Annotated in this window: 13 protein-coding genes and 1 pseudogene; 12 read left to right on the forward strand and 2 right to left on the reverse strand. The window is 45.0% G+C overall.

Translation table 11 applies throughout. From position 1 onward, the window contains the following. Window positions 1-66 precede the first annotated feature (66 nt). The 9 genes from H538_RS0109205 (at window position 67) to H538_RS0109250 (ending at window position 10,359) form a co-directional block, all read left to right on the forward strand. Entirely contained in the window at window positions 67-3,507 is a 3,441-nt protein-coding gene (locus tag H538_RS0109205; protein ID WP_026677367.1) for a M14 family metallopeptidase, read from the forward strand. Between the two features lie 57 nt (window positions 3,508-3,564). Next, a complete protein-coding gene (locus H538_RS0109210; protein ID WP_026677368.1) occupies window positions 3,565-4,266 on the forward strand; it encodes a DUF969 domain-containing protein in 702 nt (233 codons plus the stop codon). Window positions 4,267-4,269: 3 nt separating this feature from the next. Further along, complete coding sequence (locus H538_RS0109215) at window positions 4,270-5,223, forward strand: DUF979 domain-containing protein (protein ID WP_026677369.1); 954 nt, start codon at window positions 4,270-4,272, stop codon at window positions 5,221-5,223. 27 nt (window positions 5,224-5,250) lie between these two features. Next, a complete protein-coding gene (locus tag H538_RS0109220) occupies window positions 5,251-6,024 on the forward strand; it encodes an IclR family transcriptional regulator (protein ID WP_026677370.1) in 774 nt (257 codons plus the stop codon). 14 nt (window positions 6,025-6,038) lie between these two features. Then, on the forward strand, window positions 6,039-6,686 hold the full coding sequence (gene pcp, locus H538_RS0109225; RefSeq protein WP_026677371.1) for a pyroglutamyl-peptidase I: 648 nt from the start codon (window positions 6,039-6,041) through the stop codon (window positions 6,684-6,686). A 231-nt stretch (window positions 6,687-6,917) separates the two neighbouring features. Beyond that, window positions 6,918-7,628 (forward strand): 5-oxoprolinase subunit PxpB, encoded by a 711-nt coding sequence (gene pxpB, locus H538_RS0109235; RefSeq protein WP_026677372.1) that lies wholly within the window; start codon window positions 6,918-6,920, stop codon window positions 7,626-7,628. Continuing rightward, window positions 7,629-8,633: a 5-oxoprolinase subunit C family protein gene (locus H538_RS0109240; protein ID WP_026677373.1), complete on the forward strand. Its 1,005-nt coding sequence runs from the start codon at window positions 7,629-7,631 to the stop codon at window positions 8,631-8,633. After that, a complete protein-coding gene (gene pxpA, locus H538_RS0109245; protein ID WP_026677374.1) occupies window positions 8,626-9,390 on the forward strand; it encodes a 5-oxoprolinase subunit PxpA in 765 nt (254 codons plus the stop codon). Before H538_RS0109240 ends, pxpA begins: the two co-directional genes overlap by 8 nt. 282 nt (window positions 9,391-9,672) lie before the next feature. Next, window positions 9,673-10,359 (forward strand): TerC family protein, encoded by a 687-nt coding sequence (locus H538_RS0109250; RefSeq protein WP_026677375.1) that lies wholly within the window; start codon window positions 9,673-9,675, stop codon window positions 10,357-10,359. Between the two features lie 47 nt (window positions 10,360-10,406). On the opposite strand, the gene H538_RS0109255 is transcribed toward H538_RS0109250, so the two are convergent. Next, window positions 10,407-11,018 (reverse strand): TetR/AcrR family transcriptional regulator, encoded by a 612-nt coding sequence (locus H538_RS0109255; RefSeq protein WP_026677376.1) that lies wholly within the window; start codon window positions 11,016-11,018, stop codon window positions 10,407-10,409. A gap of 140 nt (window positions 11,019-11,158) precedes the next feature. On the opposite strand from H538_RS0109255, the gene kynU reads away from it, so the two are divergent. Beyond that, the gene (gene kynU / locus H538_RS0109260) at window positions 11,159-12,445 is read left to right on the forward strand and encodes a kynureninase (protein ID WP_026677377.1); all 1,287 of its coding nucleotides are present in this window, start codon (window positions 11,159-11,161) and stop codon (window positions 12,443-12,445) included. An 88-nt stretch (window positions 12,446-12,533) separates the two neighbouring features. Next, window positions 12,534-13,388: a tryptophan 2,3-dioxygenase gene (gene kynA / locus H538_RS0109265; protein ID WP_026677378.1), complete on the forward strand. Its 855-nt coding sequence runs from the start codon at window positions 12,534-12,536 to the stop codon at window positions 13,386-13,388. Window positions 13,389-13,847: 459 nt separating this feature from the next. Here kynA and H538_RS0109270 read toward each other — a convergent pair whose 3' ends face one another. Continuing rightward, window positions 13,848-15,683 carry an APC family permease gene (locus tag H538_RS0109270; RefSeq protein WP_026677379.1) on the reverse strand — a complete coding sequence of 612 codons (1,836 nt, stop codon included), beginning with the start codon at window positions 15,681-15,683 and terminating at the stop codon, window positions 13,848-13,850. Between the two features lie 302 nt (window positions 15,684-15,985). On the opposite strand from H538_RS0109270, the pseudogene H538_RS0109275 reads away from it, so the two are divergent. Next, window positions 15,986-16,182 (forward strand): annotated as a pseudogene (locus H538_RS0109275) (L-glutamate gamma-semialdehyde dehydrogenase); the annotation flags it as partial.

Genomic DNA, 16,182 nt, shown 5'->3' on the forward strand with positions numbered 1-16,182 from the left:
ATTGAATTAACAATTCGGAATTAGTGTTCCGAATTTCGGAACACTAATAAAGGAAGGAAGATCTAGATGGATTTTCGACAGCTATGGAGCACAAATGGACTATTTTTTGCAATTGAAGGACAAGCCGCGCCAAACGGGCTTCAGTCCCGCATCACTGTTCCTTCCAGGCGAACATGCTTTGAGACGGCGGCGATGGTAGAGATTGCCGGAAGAATCGGCCTTCATTTGGCGGAACTTACTCTTCCGATATTCGACCATCTTTTCATTTTTGATCGATTAGATCAGAAGCCTTTGGAGAAAAAAGGGGCAAACCCTAACGTGTATATCGTTGTCGGCCATGATCAAGAGTGGCTTGCTCAAGTTTTACAAGAGAGGTCGCACCCGCTTCTTCGCCAACTGGATGAAATAGATCAAGAGCAAGGAATTCTTTATGTAAGCAAGTCAGAGGATGACACGATCGTCGTTGTAACAGGAACCTCCGGCGAGATGACATTAAAAGCGGCACGGGCACTTGTTACGGACAGTTTTCTCGACTGCAAAATGGAACGTTCCTTTATTTTTTTCCCGGAGGAAGCGGAGTGTCCGCCTCCAATGAAGAATGAACCGAGCAACAGTGCCCGCGGTTATTCATTGCATCATCTTTTTACAACGGAGGGGCTTTATGAAACAAACGACAAAGAACTTTACCCGACCTTAAATGCCGCTCTTCATGTAAACGATTCCAATTTACAGACAACCACTGCTGCTGTTGAACTTGCCGCACGGCTTGCTTTATCGGCAGGCTATGTTTGTTTTCCGATGACAATATGCCCGAAAGAAACGAACGGATCTGACCGATTTTTAATTTCATTCGATATCCATTCGGATCATGATGAAACGAAATATGAACTAATTTGCGATCCATCGCCATCACTTGTCATCCGTTCCGGTTCAAATCATCTGATTGAAACGGTTAGAGAGTTGATTAGAGAATGGTTTTCTCCTCTTGATATCATATTGGAAGACACGTGGCGGCATCGATTTTCTGCTCTGCAAAGCCCAAGTCCCGATGTTCGTGCGAGAGCCGAGCTAGGGATGCAGGCATTTGCCGAAATAACACAGCGCAAAATTCAGCGAGTTGTCATCCCTGAGCATCTTGCCAATCCTTCTGAGTTATGGAATCGCTGGCTGCCGAAAGGACGATTCGGTTATTCGATGATTGAAGAAAAACCGATCTGGACCGCACAGTGGGAAGATAAAGGGGAATTAGCGGAGATCGAGACGTTTATCGATGAGGCGCTGGGCAATCTTGAAATGGATGCGGAACAAGAGATGGAGACAACGATTGAAGTGACGACAACGATAAGCCCTTCCACGTTTGAAAAGTGGGCTGAACCGTTCAAAGCTGCCATTCTCGATCAATATGGAATTCAGGCAACATTCATCCGGAGAGATGCGAACAAGTCCGGCCTCGATTGGGCAATGCATGAAGTGCTGCCGGAGCTAAAGCAGAAAGAAGGGATTGGCACTGTAAATGTTAAAGCGCGTGCCTTTAAACCGGCACAAAAGCATCTTGATCTTGTCCATCGGTTTTTGCAAGAGCTGTATCCGATTGATGCGATATTGGCTTCCGAACTTCAATTGCCAATTGACCGAATCTGCCTTCAACTAGATGACGAATCCGCTCCGATGTTTTCCATTGCCATAAAAGATGAGGAAGGGAAAGAATTAGGTTCCTGGAGCTGGGAAGGATGGGTGCGAAGCCTTCCGTATATGCCGAATCAACCAGAGCGAGGGAATGTAATGATCCCGTTTGCGGGCTGCCGCATATATAAAAAGGGCGAAAATAATGAGATCGCCAGCAAATCATTCAAAACAAACCCTTATCGATTTTGGTTCTGGTATCAGCATGATGTCTTGCCGGAAGTTATTGCCCGTCTAGGGGCAAATGAAGGGGTTCCGAAGTTTTCACGGCTTGAATGCCATGTCGGAATGGATGCGGCCGATGAAAAACTGCCGCATTTGGAGGAAGTCAGTTCAGTATTGGAAGCGCTCCATGAAGACATTTATTTTTACACGCTTCACGCTTTTCATGAACATGGGAAACGTGTAGGGGATTCTGCGTGGGACGCCCCCGGCGGCATTTTGCCATTTATGCATGAAGAACCGGGAGGAACACCGAACGCAAGCGTGGCGTTGTATGCCATGCCAGCCGACCATCACGTAGCGGTTATAGATGAAAACGGTAAAGAAAAATGGTTGCGCCCCCTTTCGCCTTCGATTCAAAAAGCAAGAATCATCGGATTGACGAAAAAACGCGGCCGCATTGAATTCGAATTTGATGGCTTTATGGAACCATACGAAGAACAATGTGCGGAGTGGTTAAAAGATGCGGCTGTTTCAACGGAGGGAGGAGCGATTACTTGCGATAGAGGAGAGGAAAAATCAGCCCTCGACGATGTTTTTGTCAATGAAGACGTTGAGCGGTGGCTTGCAGCACGAAAAGAGGCTATTCCCGGACAGGTGGCGCCGATTGATTTTTCTTTTAACGGCCGATGGATTTGGCTTGTTGAGCTCTATTCGCAAGGAAGAAATAGAAATGCCATCTCTTCTTTTATGAAACATAGCCTGTATAAACCGACATTTTTTATTAACGAAAGGCATCACGCCAATGAAGTTTCAAGCACGAACGCGGCTATTCAATTAATTGATCAAGTGGCTGGCAACGACGGCATTTTAAATCGGCTCAACCTCGTGATCGTTCCGCTTGAAAATGTCGATGGAGCCGCCTTACATGCGGAAATGGCGAACGAACACCCTTGTTGGAAACTTCATGCGGCAAGGTACAATGCGTGCGGCTTAGAGTTTGCGAAGTACCGCTTCCAGGTCGATAGCCCGTTTGGTGAAGCGAGGGTCTATGAGAAAGTGTGGGAGCGCGCAAGACCCGACGTGGTGCTCGACGATCACGGCGTTCCATCGCACGAATGGATCCAGCCTTTCAGTGGATACAATAGCCCGCCGAGGTTTCCGGTTTCCTATTGGATTCCAAGCGCTCGCATGTACACGATATGGCGCGAGCTCGAGGGCGCCTCGGCCCGACATCACGATGCTTATCATTCTCTTCGCTCCTTCCTTACAAAAAGGCTGGATGAAGATGATGAGGTCGCTAAAGGCAATGCACAGTGGTTAAGCACGTATAGACGATGGGGAAATCATTTTGATGAACAACATTTTCCCGTTGAATTATCAAACGGCAGCATTGCCTATACACGAAGAAGCCCGGTCAATAAACATTCTCATGATTTGATTGAACGCTTTGGCGAATGGGTGACGGCCGATTTAATGACGGAAGTGAACGATGAAACTGTTTATGGCAAGGAATTGAATGCATGCAGGCATGCTCACCATGTCGTCCATCAGGCGATTATTGATTGGGTAAAGGAAAGGGACGTACGGATTCAAGTCCGGTGTGATCAATTAAAAAACAAAGCGGTGCGGATTGGTCTTGAGCGGATTCGCCCTTTGTAAAATGGACGGCATCTTCTTAAGCCGTCGGGTAAAACTTTCAGAGGAGTTGAAGATACCATGGTACTTATCGGGGTTGCAATTGTCATTATTGGCTTCATTATTCGCTTAAACCCGCTATTGGTTGTAACAGTGGCTGGGCTTGTGACAGGGCTTGTCGCTCATCAATCGTTATACGAAATCATTTCGCAGTTTGGTGAAGCATTTACGGTCAACCGCTATATGGCCGTCTTTATTGCCACGCTGCCGGTGATCGGGCTGCTTGAACGATTCGGATTGCGTGAACAGGCGGAATCAGTCGTTTCCAAAATCAAGGCGGCAACGGCCGGACGCATTCTTATGCTCTATTTTTTCATTCGTGAAGTAGCGGCTGCATTCGGCCTTACTTCCATCGGCGGCCATGCCCAGATGGTTTGCCCGCTCATCGCTCCGATGGCAGAGGGAGCCGCGGAAGCAAAGTATAAAAAAGTGCCTGAAGATGTGAAGGAAACCATTCGCGCGCATGCCGCTGCTGCGGACAATATCGGCGTATTTTTCGGAGAGGATGTCTTTGTCGCAGTTGGCGCGATTTTGTTAATGCAAGGATTCTTTGCGCAAAACCACATTACGTCTGATCCGTTGAAAATGGCATTATGGGCCATTCCTACCGCGATTTGCGCCCTTATTGTGCATTTCATACGCTTGTTCCTGCTTGACCGTTCATTAGACCGGAAACTTCGCAACATTGATAACGCTGAAGTTTCGAAAAAGAAGGAGGCGTAACCGTTGTTTATTTCAATTGAACTTGTTTATATATTTTTAGGGATCATTGCCATAGCGGGCAGCATTTACACGTTCTTTGACCGGAACAATCCGCGTCGCCTCACATCCGGGCTATTCTATTTGCTATACGGGATATCGCTTTTACTTGGAAAGGTCATTCCATCGTTTTATATGGGGCTTCTCGCCATCGTTCTAGTAGTGCTTGTCGGATTTGGAGGATTAGGCAAGGGAAGTTACGGTGAAGCGAGCCTTGAGGAAAGAAAGCAAAATCAAAAACGTCTGGGGAAATGGCTGTTTGTCCCTGCATTGTTGATTCCGATTTTAACCGTTGCGGGAACGACAGGATTAAAAGGGGTGAAAGTATACGGAACCTTTTTATTTGACCAGAAGAATTTGACATTAGTTTCGTTAGGTGCGGCAACGGTTGTGGCGCTGATCGTCGGTCTGCTGATGACAAAGAGCAAGCCGGCTGTTGCGATTAAAGAATCGAGACGTCTATTAGAGTCAATCGGTTGGGCCGCTGTCCTTCCGCAAATGCTCGCGACATTGGGAACGATATTTGCCAGCGCCGGGGTCGGCACAGTTGTTTCAAAGCTAGTAGGCCACGTTATTCCGACTCACTCCCTTTTCTGGGTCGTGTTTGCGTATTGTATTGGAATGGCGCTATTTACGATGATCATGGGCAACGCCTTTGCGGCTTTTCCAGTCATGACAGCGGGAATTGCGATTCCTCTTTTGATCCATCAATTCGGGGTTAACGCCAACCATGTAGCCGCAATCGGGATGTTTGCCGGTTATTGTGGGACATTGATGACGCCGATGGCCGCAAATTTTAACATCGTTCCGGCGGCATTGCTTGATTTAAAGGATAAAAACCGGGTGATAAAAGTTCAAACTCCGACTGCGCTCATTATTTTAGGAGTCAATATTGTCTTAATGTATTTATTTTCACTATAAAATTTCAGGCTATTGGGAGAATGCAAGATGCAAAATAAAAACAAAACGGTCGTTAAATCGATGGACCTGCTCAATCTTTTCGTTCGCCACGCAACATTGAATCTCAATGAAATGGTTGAATTGTCCGGCATGCCGAAAACGTCCGTTCATCGAATGGCGGGTTCGCTAGAGAGCATGGGATTATTGCAAAAAGATGAAGATGGAAACTATTCACTTGGATTATTGTTTTTACAGTTTGGCCAATTAGTTGCCGATCGTTTGGATATCCGGCAAATCGCCTTGCCCGTCATGAAAAAATTGCGTGATGAGGTGCAGGAAGCGGTCAACTTAATCGTCAAAGACGGAACCGAGGCGATGTACATTGAAAAGGTAGACACTCCGCACCCTGTTCGCCTTTATACGAAAATCGGAAGAAGGTCGCCTTTATATGCTGGAGCGTGCTCGAGAATCATCCTCGCTTTTTCTGAAAGAAAAGAGCGTGAAACCTATTTAAACGAGACGGAGCTAAAGCCGGTCGGTGCCGGGACGATTACGGATAAAAAAAGATTGCAGCAAGTATTACAGGATGCTAGAGAAGAAGGGTATACGATCAGCTATTCAGAATTAGAGAATGATACCGTCGCGATTGCTGCTCCCGTATTTGACCATACGGGCCGCCTCGCTGCAGGGCTCAGCATTGCCGGCCCCGAATCCCGATTGAACGACGAACGGATTCCTGAATTGGTTCGCCAGGTAAAAAGAGCGGCGGAAGAAGTTTCTGTACGGCTCGGATGGCGGAAAACCTATTTGGATTCGGATTGAAAGGGGCATTCACGATGAAGACAGTTTTAGTGACAGGATTCGATCCGTTTGGCGGAGAACCGGTTAATCCGGCTTTAGAAGCGGTAAAACAATTAGAAGGGTCTTTCGCAGAAGAGTATAAAATCGAGGTGCGGGAAATACCGACTGTTTTCGTAAAATCGCTTGATGTTTTGTATAAATCCATTGAAGAAACAAATCCGGATATTGTCATTTGTGTTGGACAGGCAGGTGGCCGCCCTGACCTTACAGTCGAACGTGTGGCCATCAATGTAAATGACGCCCGGATTCCAGATAATGAAGGCAATCAGCCGATCGATACGCCAGTTGTAGAAGGCGGGCCTGTCGGATATTGGTCCACATTGCCAATTAAAGCAATGGTCAAAGAAATGAAGAAGCAGGGCGTCCCGGCTTCTGTCTCTCAAACGGCGGGCACATTTGTCTGCAACCATCTTTTTTATGGGTTAATGGATTATGTCGCAAAGGCAAAACATCCGATTCGCGGCGGTTTTATCCATATCCCGCTATTGCCCGAGCAGGCAGTGCACCATCCGGGGCAGCCAAGCATGGCGCTGGAGACGATCGTAAAAGGGCTAAAGGCCGCGATTCGAGCTGCTGTAACATATGAGCGTGATATTGTTGAAATCGGAGGGCAAACTCACTGAAATTGTTCGAAAATAAAGTTAAAATTTAAAAGCTGACACATTTTTGGCTCTGAATCGCCTGAATGAAGCATAAGTTTTAGTCTGGGAAGCCGTTTATTGTCCGAAAATCATGATTTATTTTCCAAACATTGAAATTTACTTTCCGATCATGCTGATTTATTTTCCAACCATCGTTTTTTATTTTCCAAAGCGATGATGAAAGCATATAGAACAAAAAAGGAGGGTCAAAAAATGGAGCACTACGAATTTTCTCCGCTCGGGGATTCCGGCATGATCGTCAATATGGGAGAAGAAATTGACCGTAAGACGCTTGAGAAAGTAACGGCCTTATCCGCCTATCTAGAAGAACACCCTTTTGACGGAATGACCGAATATGTGCCGGGTTTTACGACGGTGGCCGTTTTTTATGACCCGATCAAGATTTACAATCAGTCAATAAATGAATTTCCTTATGAAGCTGTTGTGAAAACGTTGAAACAAATTCTATCTAAACTTTCAACCAGAAAGCAAAGCGAATCACGAGTGGTTGACATTCCGGTTTGCTATGGCGGGAAGTTCGGCCCGGATTTAAAAGAAGTTGCAAACCATGCCGGGTTAACGCCAGAAGAGGTGGTCAGAATCCACTCCGGAACGGAATACATGGTCTATATGATTGGATTTGCACCCGGGTTCCCTTATTTAGGGGGGATGGATGAACGTCTCGCTGTCCCGAGGCGTCCGTCTCCGAGAGTTTCTATTCCTGTTGGCAGTGTTGGAATTGGCGGAAAACAAACAGGCGTCTATCCGATTGAAAGTCCTGGCGGTTGGCAGCTCATTGGGAAAACACCTATAAAATTATTCCGCCCGGAAGAAGATCAGCCAAGTCTATTGCGTGCGGGTGATGTCGTCCGGTTTCAGCCGATTTCACGTGAAGAATTTGAACGCTTGGAGGTGGGCGACTAGATGAGCATTGAAATACTCCAGCCCGGCTTATCGACAACGATTCAAGACTCAGGAAGAAACGGCTACCAAAAGCATGGCGTTGTTGTCGGCGGTGCGATGGATCCTTTTGCTTTAAGAATGGGCAATTTGCTTGTCGGCAATGAAGAAGGGGCGGCAGTAATTGAGGCAACACTTATCGGGCCGAAGCTTCTATTTCATGAAGACCACCTTATCGCCATCAGCGGCGGTGATTTATCCCCGAAAATAAGCGGCAAGCCGGTGCCATCGTGGCGTCCCGTATGGGTGAAGGCAGGAAGTGTGCTAGCGTTCGGTCATGCCCAAAAAGGGTGCCGCGCATATGTTGCGATTGCCGGTGGAATCGATGTGCCTATTGTTATGGGAAGCCGGAGCACGTATGTCCGGGCAAAGCTGGGAGGATTGGAAGGGCGAGCATTAAAGGCCGGTGACCGGATTCCAATAGGAAAAACGAATGCAGATTGTTTCAGCCTCGATAAAAAAGGAGACGCCCCTTTCTCGACAGTCAGCTGGTCGATTGGCGAAAATGCCATTCCTTCGTATGAAAACCGATCCGTCAGAACGATTGGTGGTCCGGAATTTAAAGACTTTACGGAAGAAAGCCAAACACGTTTTTATGAAGATGAGTTTCAAATTGCCCCCCAGTCCGACCGAATGGGATACAGGCTTTCCGGTCCGGATTTGCAATTAAAAAAGCCGAAAGAGCAAATTTCAGAAGCTGTATCAGCGGGAACGATCCAGGTTCCGCCCGGAGGAAGCCCCATCATTCTTTTAGCGGACAGGCAAACAACGGGTGGCTATCCGAAAATCGGCTATGTGGCGACAATTGACCTTCCGATTCTCGCCCAGAAAAAGCCGGGTGATACGCTCCGTTTTCAAAACATAACAGTAAAGGAAGCCCAGCACGCGCTTCTCTTAAGAGAAAGAGCGATCAATCAGCTGAAATGCAGCATTAAATTAATGAAGACGGGAGGCTTTAAGCGTGTTTAAAGTGGATTTGAATTGCGATATGGGTGAAAGTTTCGGTCCTTATCAAAAAGGGAACGATCACGACCTATTAGACTTTGTAACGTCTGCGAATATTGCCTGTGGTTTTCATGCGGGAGATCCGGCCACGATGAAAAAAACCGTGAAAATGGCGCTTGAAAAAGGTGTGGCGATCGGGGCACACCCCGGGCTTCCGGATTTGACCGGTTTTGGGCGCAGAAATATGGATATTTCCCCAGATGAAGCGTATTGTCTTGTTGTCTACCAGATTGGGGCTTTACATGCTTTTGTTCAGGCAGAAGGCGGAAAGATGCGCCATGTAAAACCGCACGGGGCATTATACAATATGGCCGCGAAAAGCCCGGAACTTGCAGAAGCAATCGCCAGGGCCGTCTACAACGTCAATCCGGAGCTGGTTTTATTCGGGCTATCCGGAAGCGAGCTTGTTCGCGCTGGAGAAAAGGTCGGGCTTCGCACGGCCAATGAAGTGTTTGCTGATCGTACATATCAAATGGACGGAACGCTTACACCGAGGAGGCAAAAAGATGCGCTTATTATCGATGAAGAACAGGCTGTGAGCCAGGTAATTCGAATGATTAAAGAAGGCCGCGTCCGCTCATTGCAAGGGACTGACGTCGAAATTCAGGCGGACACGATTTGCATTCATGGAGACGGTGTTCATGCACTCGAATTTGCACGAAACATCCATCAAGCCCTTATGAAAGCAGGAATAAGCATCCAGGCGTGTTTTAAAAATTAATTATAGACAAAATTGGCATTTAGGAGTATTCTTATGGTATAATTTCTAATTTGTAAAGACAAATTAAATATGCAAAGGGGAGTAGCGGCAAGAATCGTCTGGTTCTTGATACAAAGTCGTCAATTCGGAAACCATCTGGTTCCCGGCTTTGTAAGTACCGTCATCATATGACTTTACTATGCGAGACTTTTGCTTTTTTACAGAGGAGACGTATCTTTCCTGTGTAAAAAAGCAAAAGTCTTTTATTTTTTTCTCTACTATTTTTTTCAGGGGTGTTGCATTATGGATGGGGATTTTTTTGTTGGCCTTCTTAAAATCATTTTAATTAATATTGTATTGAGCGGCGACAATGCAGTTGTCATTGCGCTCGCATGCCGAAACCTTCCTATCAACCAGCGGAAAAAAGCCGTATTTCTGGGAAGCTTCGGCGCCATTCTTTTACGCGTCATTCTCACATTTGTCGTTGTATGGTTGCTCAACATACCGTTCCTTCAGTTAATTGGCGGGGTATTGCTCGTCTGGATTGCGATTCACCTGCTTAAAGGGGATGAAGGGGATGAAGATTTAAAAGGCGGCTCAACGATTGCTGCTGCCGTTAAAACGATTATCATTGCCGACCTGGTTATGAGTTTAGATAATGTGGTCGCAATCGCCGGCGCGGCAGAAGGCAACCTCTGGCTTATCGGAATTGGGCTAGCCGTTAGCATTCCGTTAATTATTTGGGCGAGCCAACTGTTGATGAACTTGATGCACCGTTTTCCGATTATTGTTATTTTAGGAGCCGCTTTGCTCGGTTACACGGCCGGTGAAATGGCATTAGGCGACAAAGCGGTCGGGCACTATATTGAAACGGTATTTCCAATCGGGCATTATGTCATACCGATTGCCTTAGCGATCCTTGTTGTCGTTATCGGAAAGTTCAGCGGCAAAAAAGAAAAGAACAAAGAAAAAGAGAAGACAACGGCATAAAATAAAAACCCGGTGTTTGCCGGGTTTTACTAATTTATTCGAATCCCTCACCTCTTATAAAGCCCGCCAGTGTACATCGCTGTTAGGTGATGGGCAATGTCTTTGACGGAATATCCGTGCTCATTTCGAACGATATCCCATAAGTACATTTCATTGGCATAAAACCAACCACGGGCCGCTAAATGGCTGTCAACATCAGTACGGGCCAACCCGATTTTTTGAGAATAGGTAATGTCCTGCGCAATGCGCTCGATAAACCGTTCGCGAATGGTTTGCCACCTCAGTCTGACATCATCCGATGCTCTAATCGCTTCTTCAATGACCTGCATCATCCGCCGTTCTTCATTTGCCATTTCTAAAAAACGCCCTACTTGATGTTCGATCAATTGATAGGCTTCCTCGCCTGTTTGAGGCTCGAAAGACAGTTCGGCAATTCCATAAAACTTGTTCATGACATCTTCCATTAATTCAATGAAAATATCGTCTTTATTTTTAAAATGAACATATGCCGTGCCATAACCGGTATTGGCTTTTTTAATGATCTGGGAAATCGTTGTTTTTTGAAATCCTTCCGCCAGAAATATGTCGCGGCCGGCTTCTAACAAATTCTCTCTCGTTTGCATCGAACGCAACTTGCGTGTTGAAAGCTCTTTCTCCATTGAAATTCCTCCGCCCTTATTTTTATTTATTGTAAAAAAATGATGATCCATAGTCAATGATATGATGTCATTGACATGATGTCAGTTTCCGTAGTATAGTGAATTTAGACCTTACTGAAAATTCGAACGGAGGGACTGCAATGGATGTGAAAACGTTTGATTCGTCTTATGAACATGCGCTTCAATTAGACCTACAGGACGAGTTAGCTTCATTCCGAAATGAGTTTTATGTAAAAGAAGGAACGATTTATCTTGATGGGAATTCACTCGGTTTAATGTCAAAACGGGCGGAAGCTTCTCTGCTTAAGCTACTTGATTCTTGGAAGCAGTTCGGCATTGATGGATGGACGGAAGGAGAACATCCATGGTTCTACTTGTCGGAACAATTAGGGAGTTTAATGGCTCCACTCATCGGTGCTCTGCCTGAAGAAGTGATTGTAACCGGTTCCACGACAGTCAACCTCCATCAATTGGTGGCGACGTTTTATGAGCCAGTCGGGAAGCGGACGAAAATTTTAGCAGATGAATTGACGTTTCCAACCGATATTTATGCCTTACAGAGCCAGATTCAACTAAAAGGCCTGAACCCGGATGAGCAGTTAGTTCAGGTGAAAAGCCGCGATGGACGGACGATTGACGAGGATGACGTAATCAATGCAATGACGGATGATATTGCCCTTATCGTCCTGCCGAGTGTCTTATACCGGAGCGGACAAATTTTAAATATGAAGCGCCTGACGGAAGAAGCCCATAAGCGCGGCATTCTTATTGGATTTGATTTATGCCATTCAATCGGCGCGATCCCGCACGACTTTAAGGAATGGGACGTTGACTTTGCGTTCTGGTGCAATTACAAATATTTAAGCGCCGGCCCGGGCAGCGTAGCCGGCCTTTATGTAAACCGGAAGCATTTTAACCGCACGCCGGGGCTTGCCGGCTGGTTCAGCTCCCGGAAAGATAAACAATTCGACATGGAGCACGTACTGACTTCTGCCGAAGATGCGGGGGCTTACCAGATGGGCACACCGCATATTTTAAGCGTAGCGCCGCTAATCGGTTCGCTTGAAATATTTCAAGAAGCAGGAATCGAGCGCTTAAGAAAAAAATCGCTCCAAATTACACGCTACATGATCGATTTAATCTTGAGTGAACTCGATGGCATGGGCTTTACGATCGGGAATCCGCTTGACGACGAACGGCGGGGCGGGCATATTTATTTAGAACATGCCGAGGCTGCGCGAATTTGTAAAGCGTTAAAAGAAAATGGGGTAATTCCTGATTTCCGCGCGCCAAATGGCATTCGCCTTGCGCCTGTCGCCCTTTACAATACGTATGCGGATGTATGGCATACCGTACAAATATTGAAGAAAATTATGATGGAAGAGCAATATAAAAAGTTTGAAAATAAAAGAGGGGTAGTCGCTTAACGATCCTTAAAATAGGCGCCTGCCGCAAGTTACAGGTGGGAACAAGCACATTAAACAAACGTTTGATGAATAGAAAGGAAGTGCATCGATGACGGAAAAAAACGTGCACCATAAGGAAAATTTAGTTGCGGAGAAAGGAATCCATACCGATTTTATTAATCGAATGACATATGGGGAGTACTTGCAGTTAGACAGCCTGCTTGACAGCCAAAAAAGACTGTCCGGGCACCATGATGAAATGTTATTCATCATCATCCATCAAGTGAGCGAATTGTGGATGAAATTAATCTTGCATGAGGTCGGGGCGGCGATCGCTTCCATTCAAAAAGATGAACTTCAGCCGGCGTTTAAAATGCTTGCGCGCGTATCGAAAATTCAGTCGCAAATTATTGAAGCATGGGATGTTCTGGCAACGATGACCCCTTCTGAATATATGGAGTTCCGCGAAAAGTTAGGCCAGGCTTCAGGATTCCAATCGTATCAATACCGGATGATTGAGTTCGCGCTTGGCTATAAGACGCGCCACGTCCTTGAAATTTACAAAAAGGATCCGGTGTTGCATGAACGTCTAACGGAGGCGCTTCAAGCTCCTAGCCTTTATGATGTGTCCATCCAGGCATTGGCGAAAGCAGGTTTTCCAATTAACCCGGATGTCTTAAACCGGGACGTGACGGAACCTTATGAAGGAGACCCTTCAGTTGAAGCGGCATGGCTTGCTGTTTACCGCGATGTTGATACGTACTGGGATTTGTATCAATTAGCAGAGAAGCTTGTCGATCTGGAAGACTGGCTGCAGCAATGGCGTTTCCGTCATATGAAAACGGTCGAACGAATTATCGGATTTAAAATGGGAACCGGAGGATCATCCGGTGTGAAATATTTGAAAAAGGTCCTCGACCACCGCTTCTTCCCTGAACTATGGGATTTACGGACAAAACTATAATGAAACGAAAAAGCTGACAAAAGTTAAACGCTTTTGTCAGTTTTTTTACACTGAATAACGGGATTCAGCAATTCGCGATACTGACAAACCATGATTTATCCAAATGTATTACATTATTTTGTCCTTGGAAAATAGTAAGTGCTCTAATTTGGACAGTAACTTATGATATTCGGATAATAAGTACTCCTTTTTGGATAATAACCCTTACGTTTCGGACAATAAATGCAAATAATACTAATTTTATTTGTCCGATAAAAGCAATTTATTGTCCGTTTGAACTCACTTATTGTCGGAAATCTTTGCTTTATTGTCTGAAGCCCTAATATGTTTCCGAAAGTAATGCGAAAAATTAAAGAAAACTTAACTTCGAACAAAGATATGAAGCATTTTGTTCTTCTATAATTCCAGAGGGATCTTATGTATGAAAGAAAAATAAAAAAGCGCCACAACGGCGCTTTTTTACTTTTTAAACCGATAAGGAACGGTTGCGATGACGATGTCTTTCGTGCGGACCAAATAGGCACGGATTAACAGTCCTGATTGATTGTGGAGGAAGCTTTGCCACCACCGTTTGGTATAAAATTGCGGCATGACAACGGTAATCGCGGTTTTTACTCCTGTTTGTTCGGTTTTATATTGGACCGTATCAATAAACTTGCTTAAAGGAGTAAGGATGCTTCGGTAAAGGGAATGCAAGGTTACAAGCCGCACTCCTGTATCCCATTGTTCCCATTCTTTCTCCATTTTTTCGATCGCTTCAGGACTTTGCCCGACATAAACGGCAATGACATTATCCGATAATGATTTCGCATAGTTTAATGATTGTGCGACGACTTTTGTAATGCCAGCGACTGGTACGATCACTACATTTTCATTAATCGGTGTATCTTTTAGCTTTTTCGATAAATCGACCCTTAATTGATCGCCAACCGCTATATAATGTTCGTGAATTTTGTGGAAGATGAAAACGACAAGCGGAATAAAAATAAGGGCGATCCACACTTTGCTAAACTTTGTAACAAAAAAGATGATTAATATTAAATAACAAATTAAGGCTCCGGAAAGATTCGCCGCTAATTTGACCATCCAGCCAGACGGTTTTTCACGGATCCATTTCAGAATCATCCCGGTTTGAGACAACGAGAACGGAATAAACACCCCAACGGCATATAAAGGAATAAGATTTTCGGTGTTTCCTTTAAAAATGAGAATAAGAATTATGGATGCTACACCTAATGTAATAATTCCGTTCGAATAACCTAAGCGATCGCCTCTTACCGTAAACGGCCTTGGCATAAATTTATCTTTCGCGAGATTAAACGAAAGCAATGGAAATGCTGAAAAGCCGGTGTTAGCGGCCAGCACTAAAATCAGGGCAGTCGTTGCCTGGATGAAATAATAGAAAATATTTCGTCCAAAGATCGAGGCGCCAAGCTGAGACATGACTGTTTCTTTTGCGGAAGGCGCAATGCCATACCAATAGGCTAAAAAGACAATTCCGGAAAATAGAAACGCTAAAATGCAACCCATCATGACTAGCGTTGCCGCCGCATTTTTCGGAGCGGGGTCTTTAAAGTTTGGAATGGCGTTCGAAACCGCCTCTACCCCGGTTAATGCCGAACAGCCTGAACTAAAAGCCTTTAATAAAAGGAATAAACCGACACCCGCAACCGGCGTTCCTACCGCAGTGTGCGCATGAGCCGGGGCATGTCCGGTTGCTACTTGATAAATGCCGGCAATAATTAAAATTGCAAGTGCAATCACAAACAAGTAAACGGGATAAGCCAGGACGGTTGCTGATTCGGTCAATCCTCTTAAATTAAGAAGGGTAATGATAATGACGATGCAAACCGCAATAATCACACTGTATGGATGAAGTGTTGGAAAAGCCGACGTAATCGCATCCGTACCGGCTGAAACGCTAACTGCAACCGTTAATATATAATCGACTAATAGTGATCCTCCGGCGATGAGGCCAAAGTTCATCCCTAAATTTTCTTTAGCGACCATATACGCGCCGCCGCCATGAGGGTAAGAGTAAATAATTTGGCGATACGATAAAATGAGCGCGGCTAATAAAATAAGAACACCAATGGCAATCGGTAACGAATACCAAAATGCGATAGCACTGACGGTAGCCAGAACAATCAAAATTTGTTCAGGACCGTAGGCCACTGAAGATAAGGCATCCGAAGAAAGAATGGCGAGCGCCTTTAATTTATTCAGTTTTTGATCGTGCAATTCATTGGACTTTAATGGTTTACCGATTAAAAGCCGTTTTATTTTACTATACATAATCAAACTCCTGGATCATGATTAAATTTGAATAAATCATTTATACACCATTTTAGTTTCTCCTACAATAGAAGATGTATGAAAAAACCTTCTTTCATTGAAATAATTTTTCGTAACCGAACCTTCGTTTTAGGAGGATAACTGCCAATTTATTTTGCCTGTGCTATGCAAAAATAAGAGATTGAGTGCAAATTTATTTTGCATGCAATTCCTTAAATCTATTTCTACCGGGTTATTTTTGATTTTGGCATTAAACTTGCATTAGTTTTATTGGTGAAAAAACAATTTGGAGGTATACACTTATGACAGTTCCATATACGCACGAACCATTTACGGATTTTAGTATTTCGGAAAATAAATCAGCCTTTGAAGAAGCGTTAAAGCTTGTTAACTCGCAATTAGGACAGGACTTTCCGCTCGTGATCGGTTCAGAGCGCATCACGACCGACGAAAAGATCGTTTCCATCAACCCGGCCAATAAAGAAGAAGTCATTGGCAC

The sequence above is a fragment of the Fictibacillus gelatini DSM 15865 genome (assembly GCF_000430745.1).
Lineage (GTDB): Bacteria > Bacillota > Bacilli > Bacillales > Fictibacillaceae > Fictibacillus_A > Fictibacillus_A gelatini.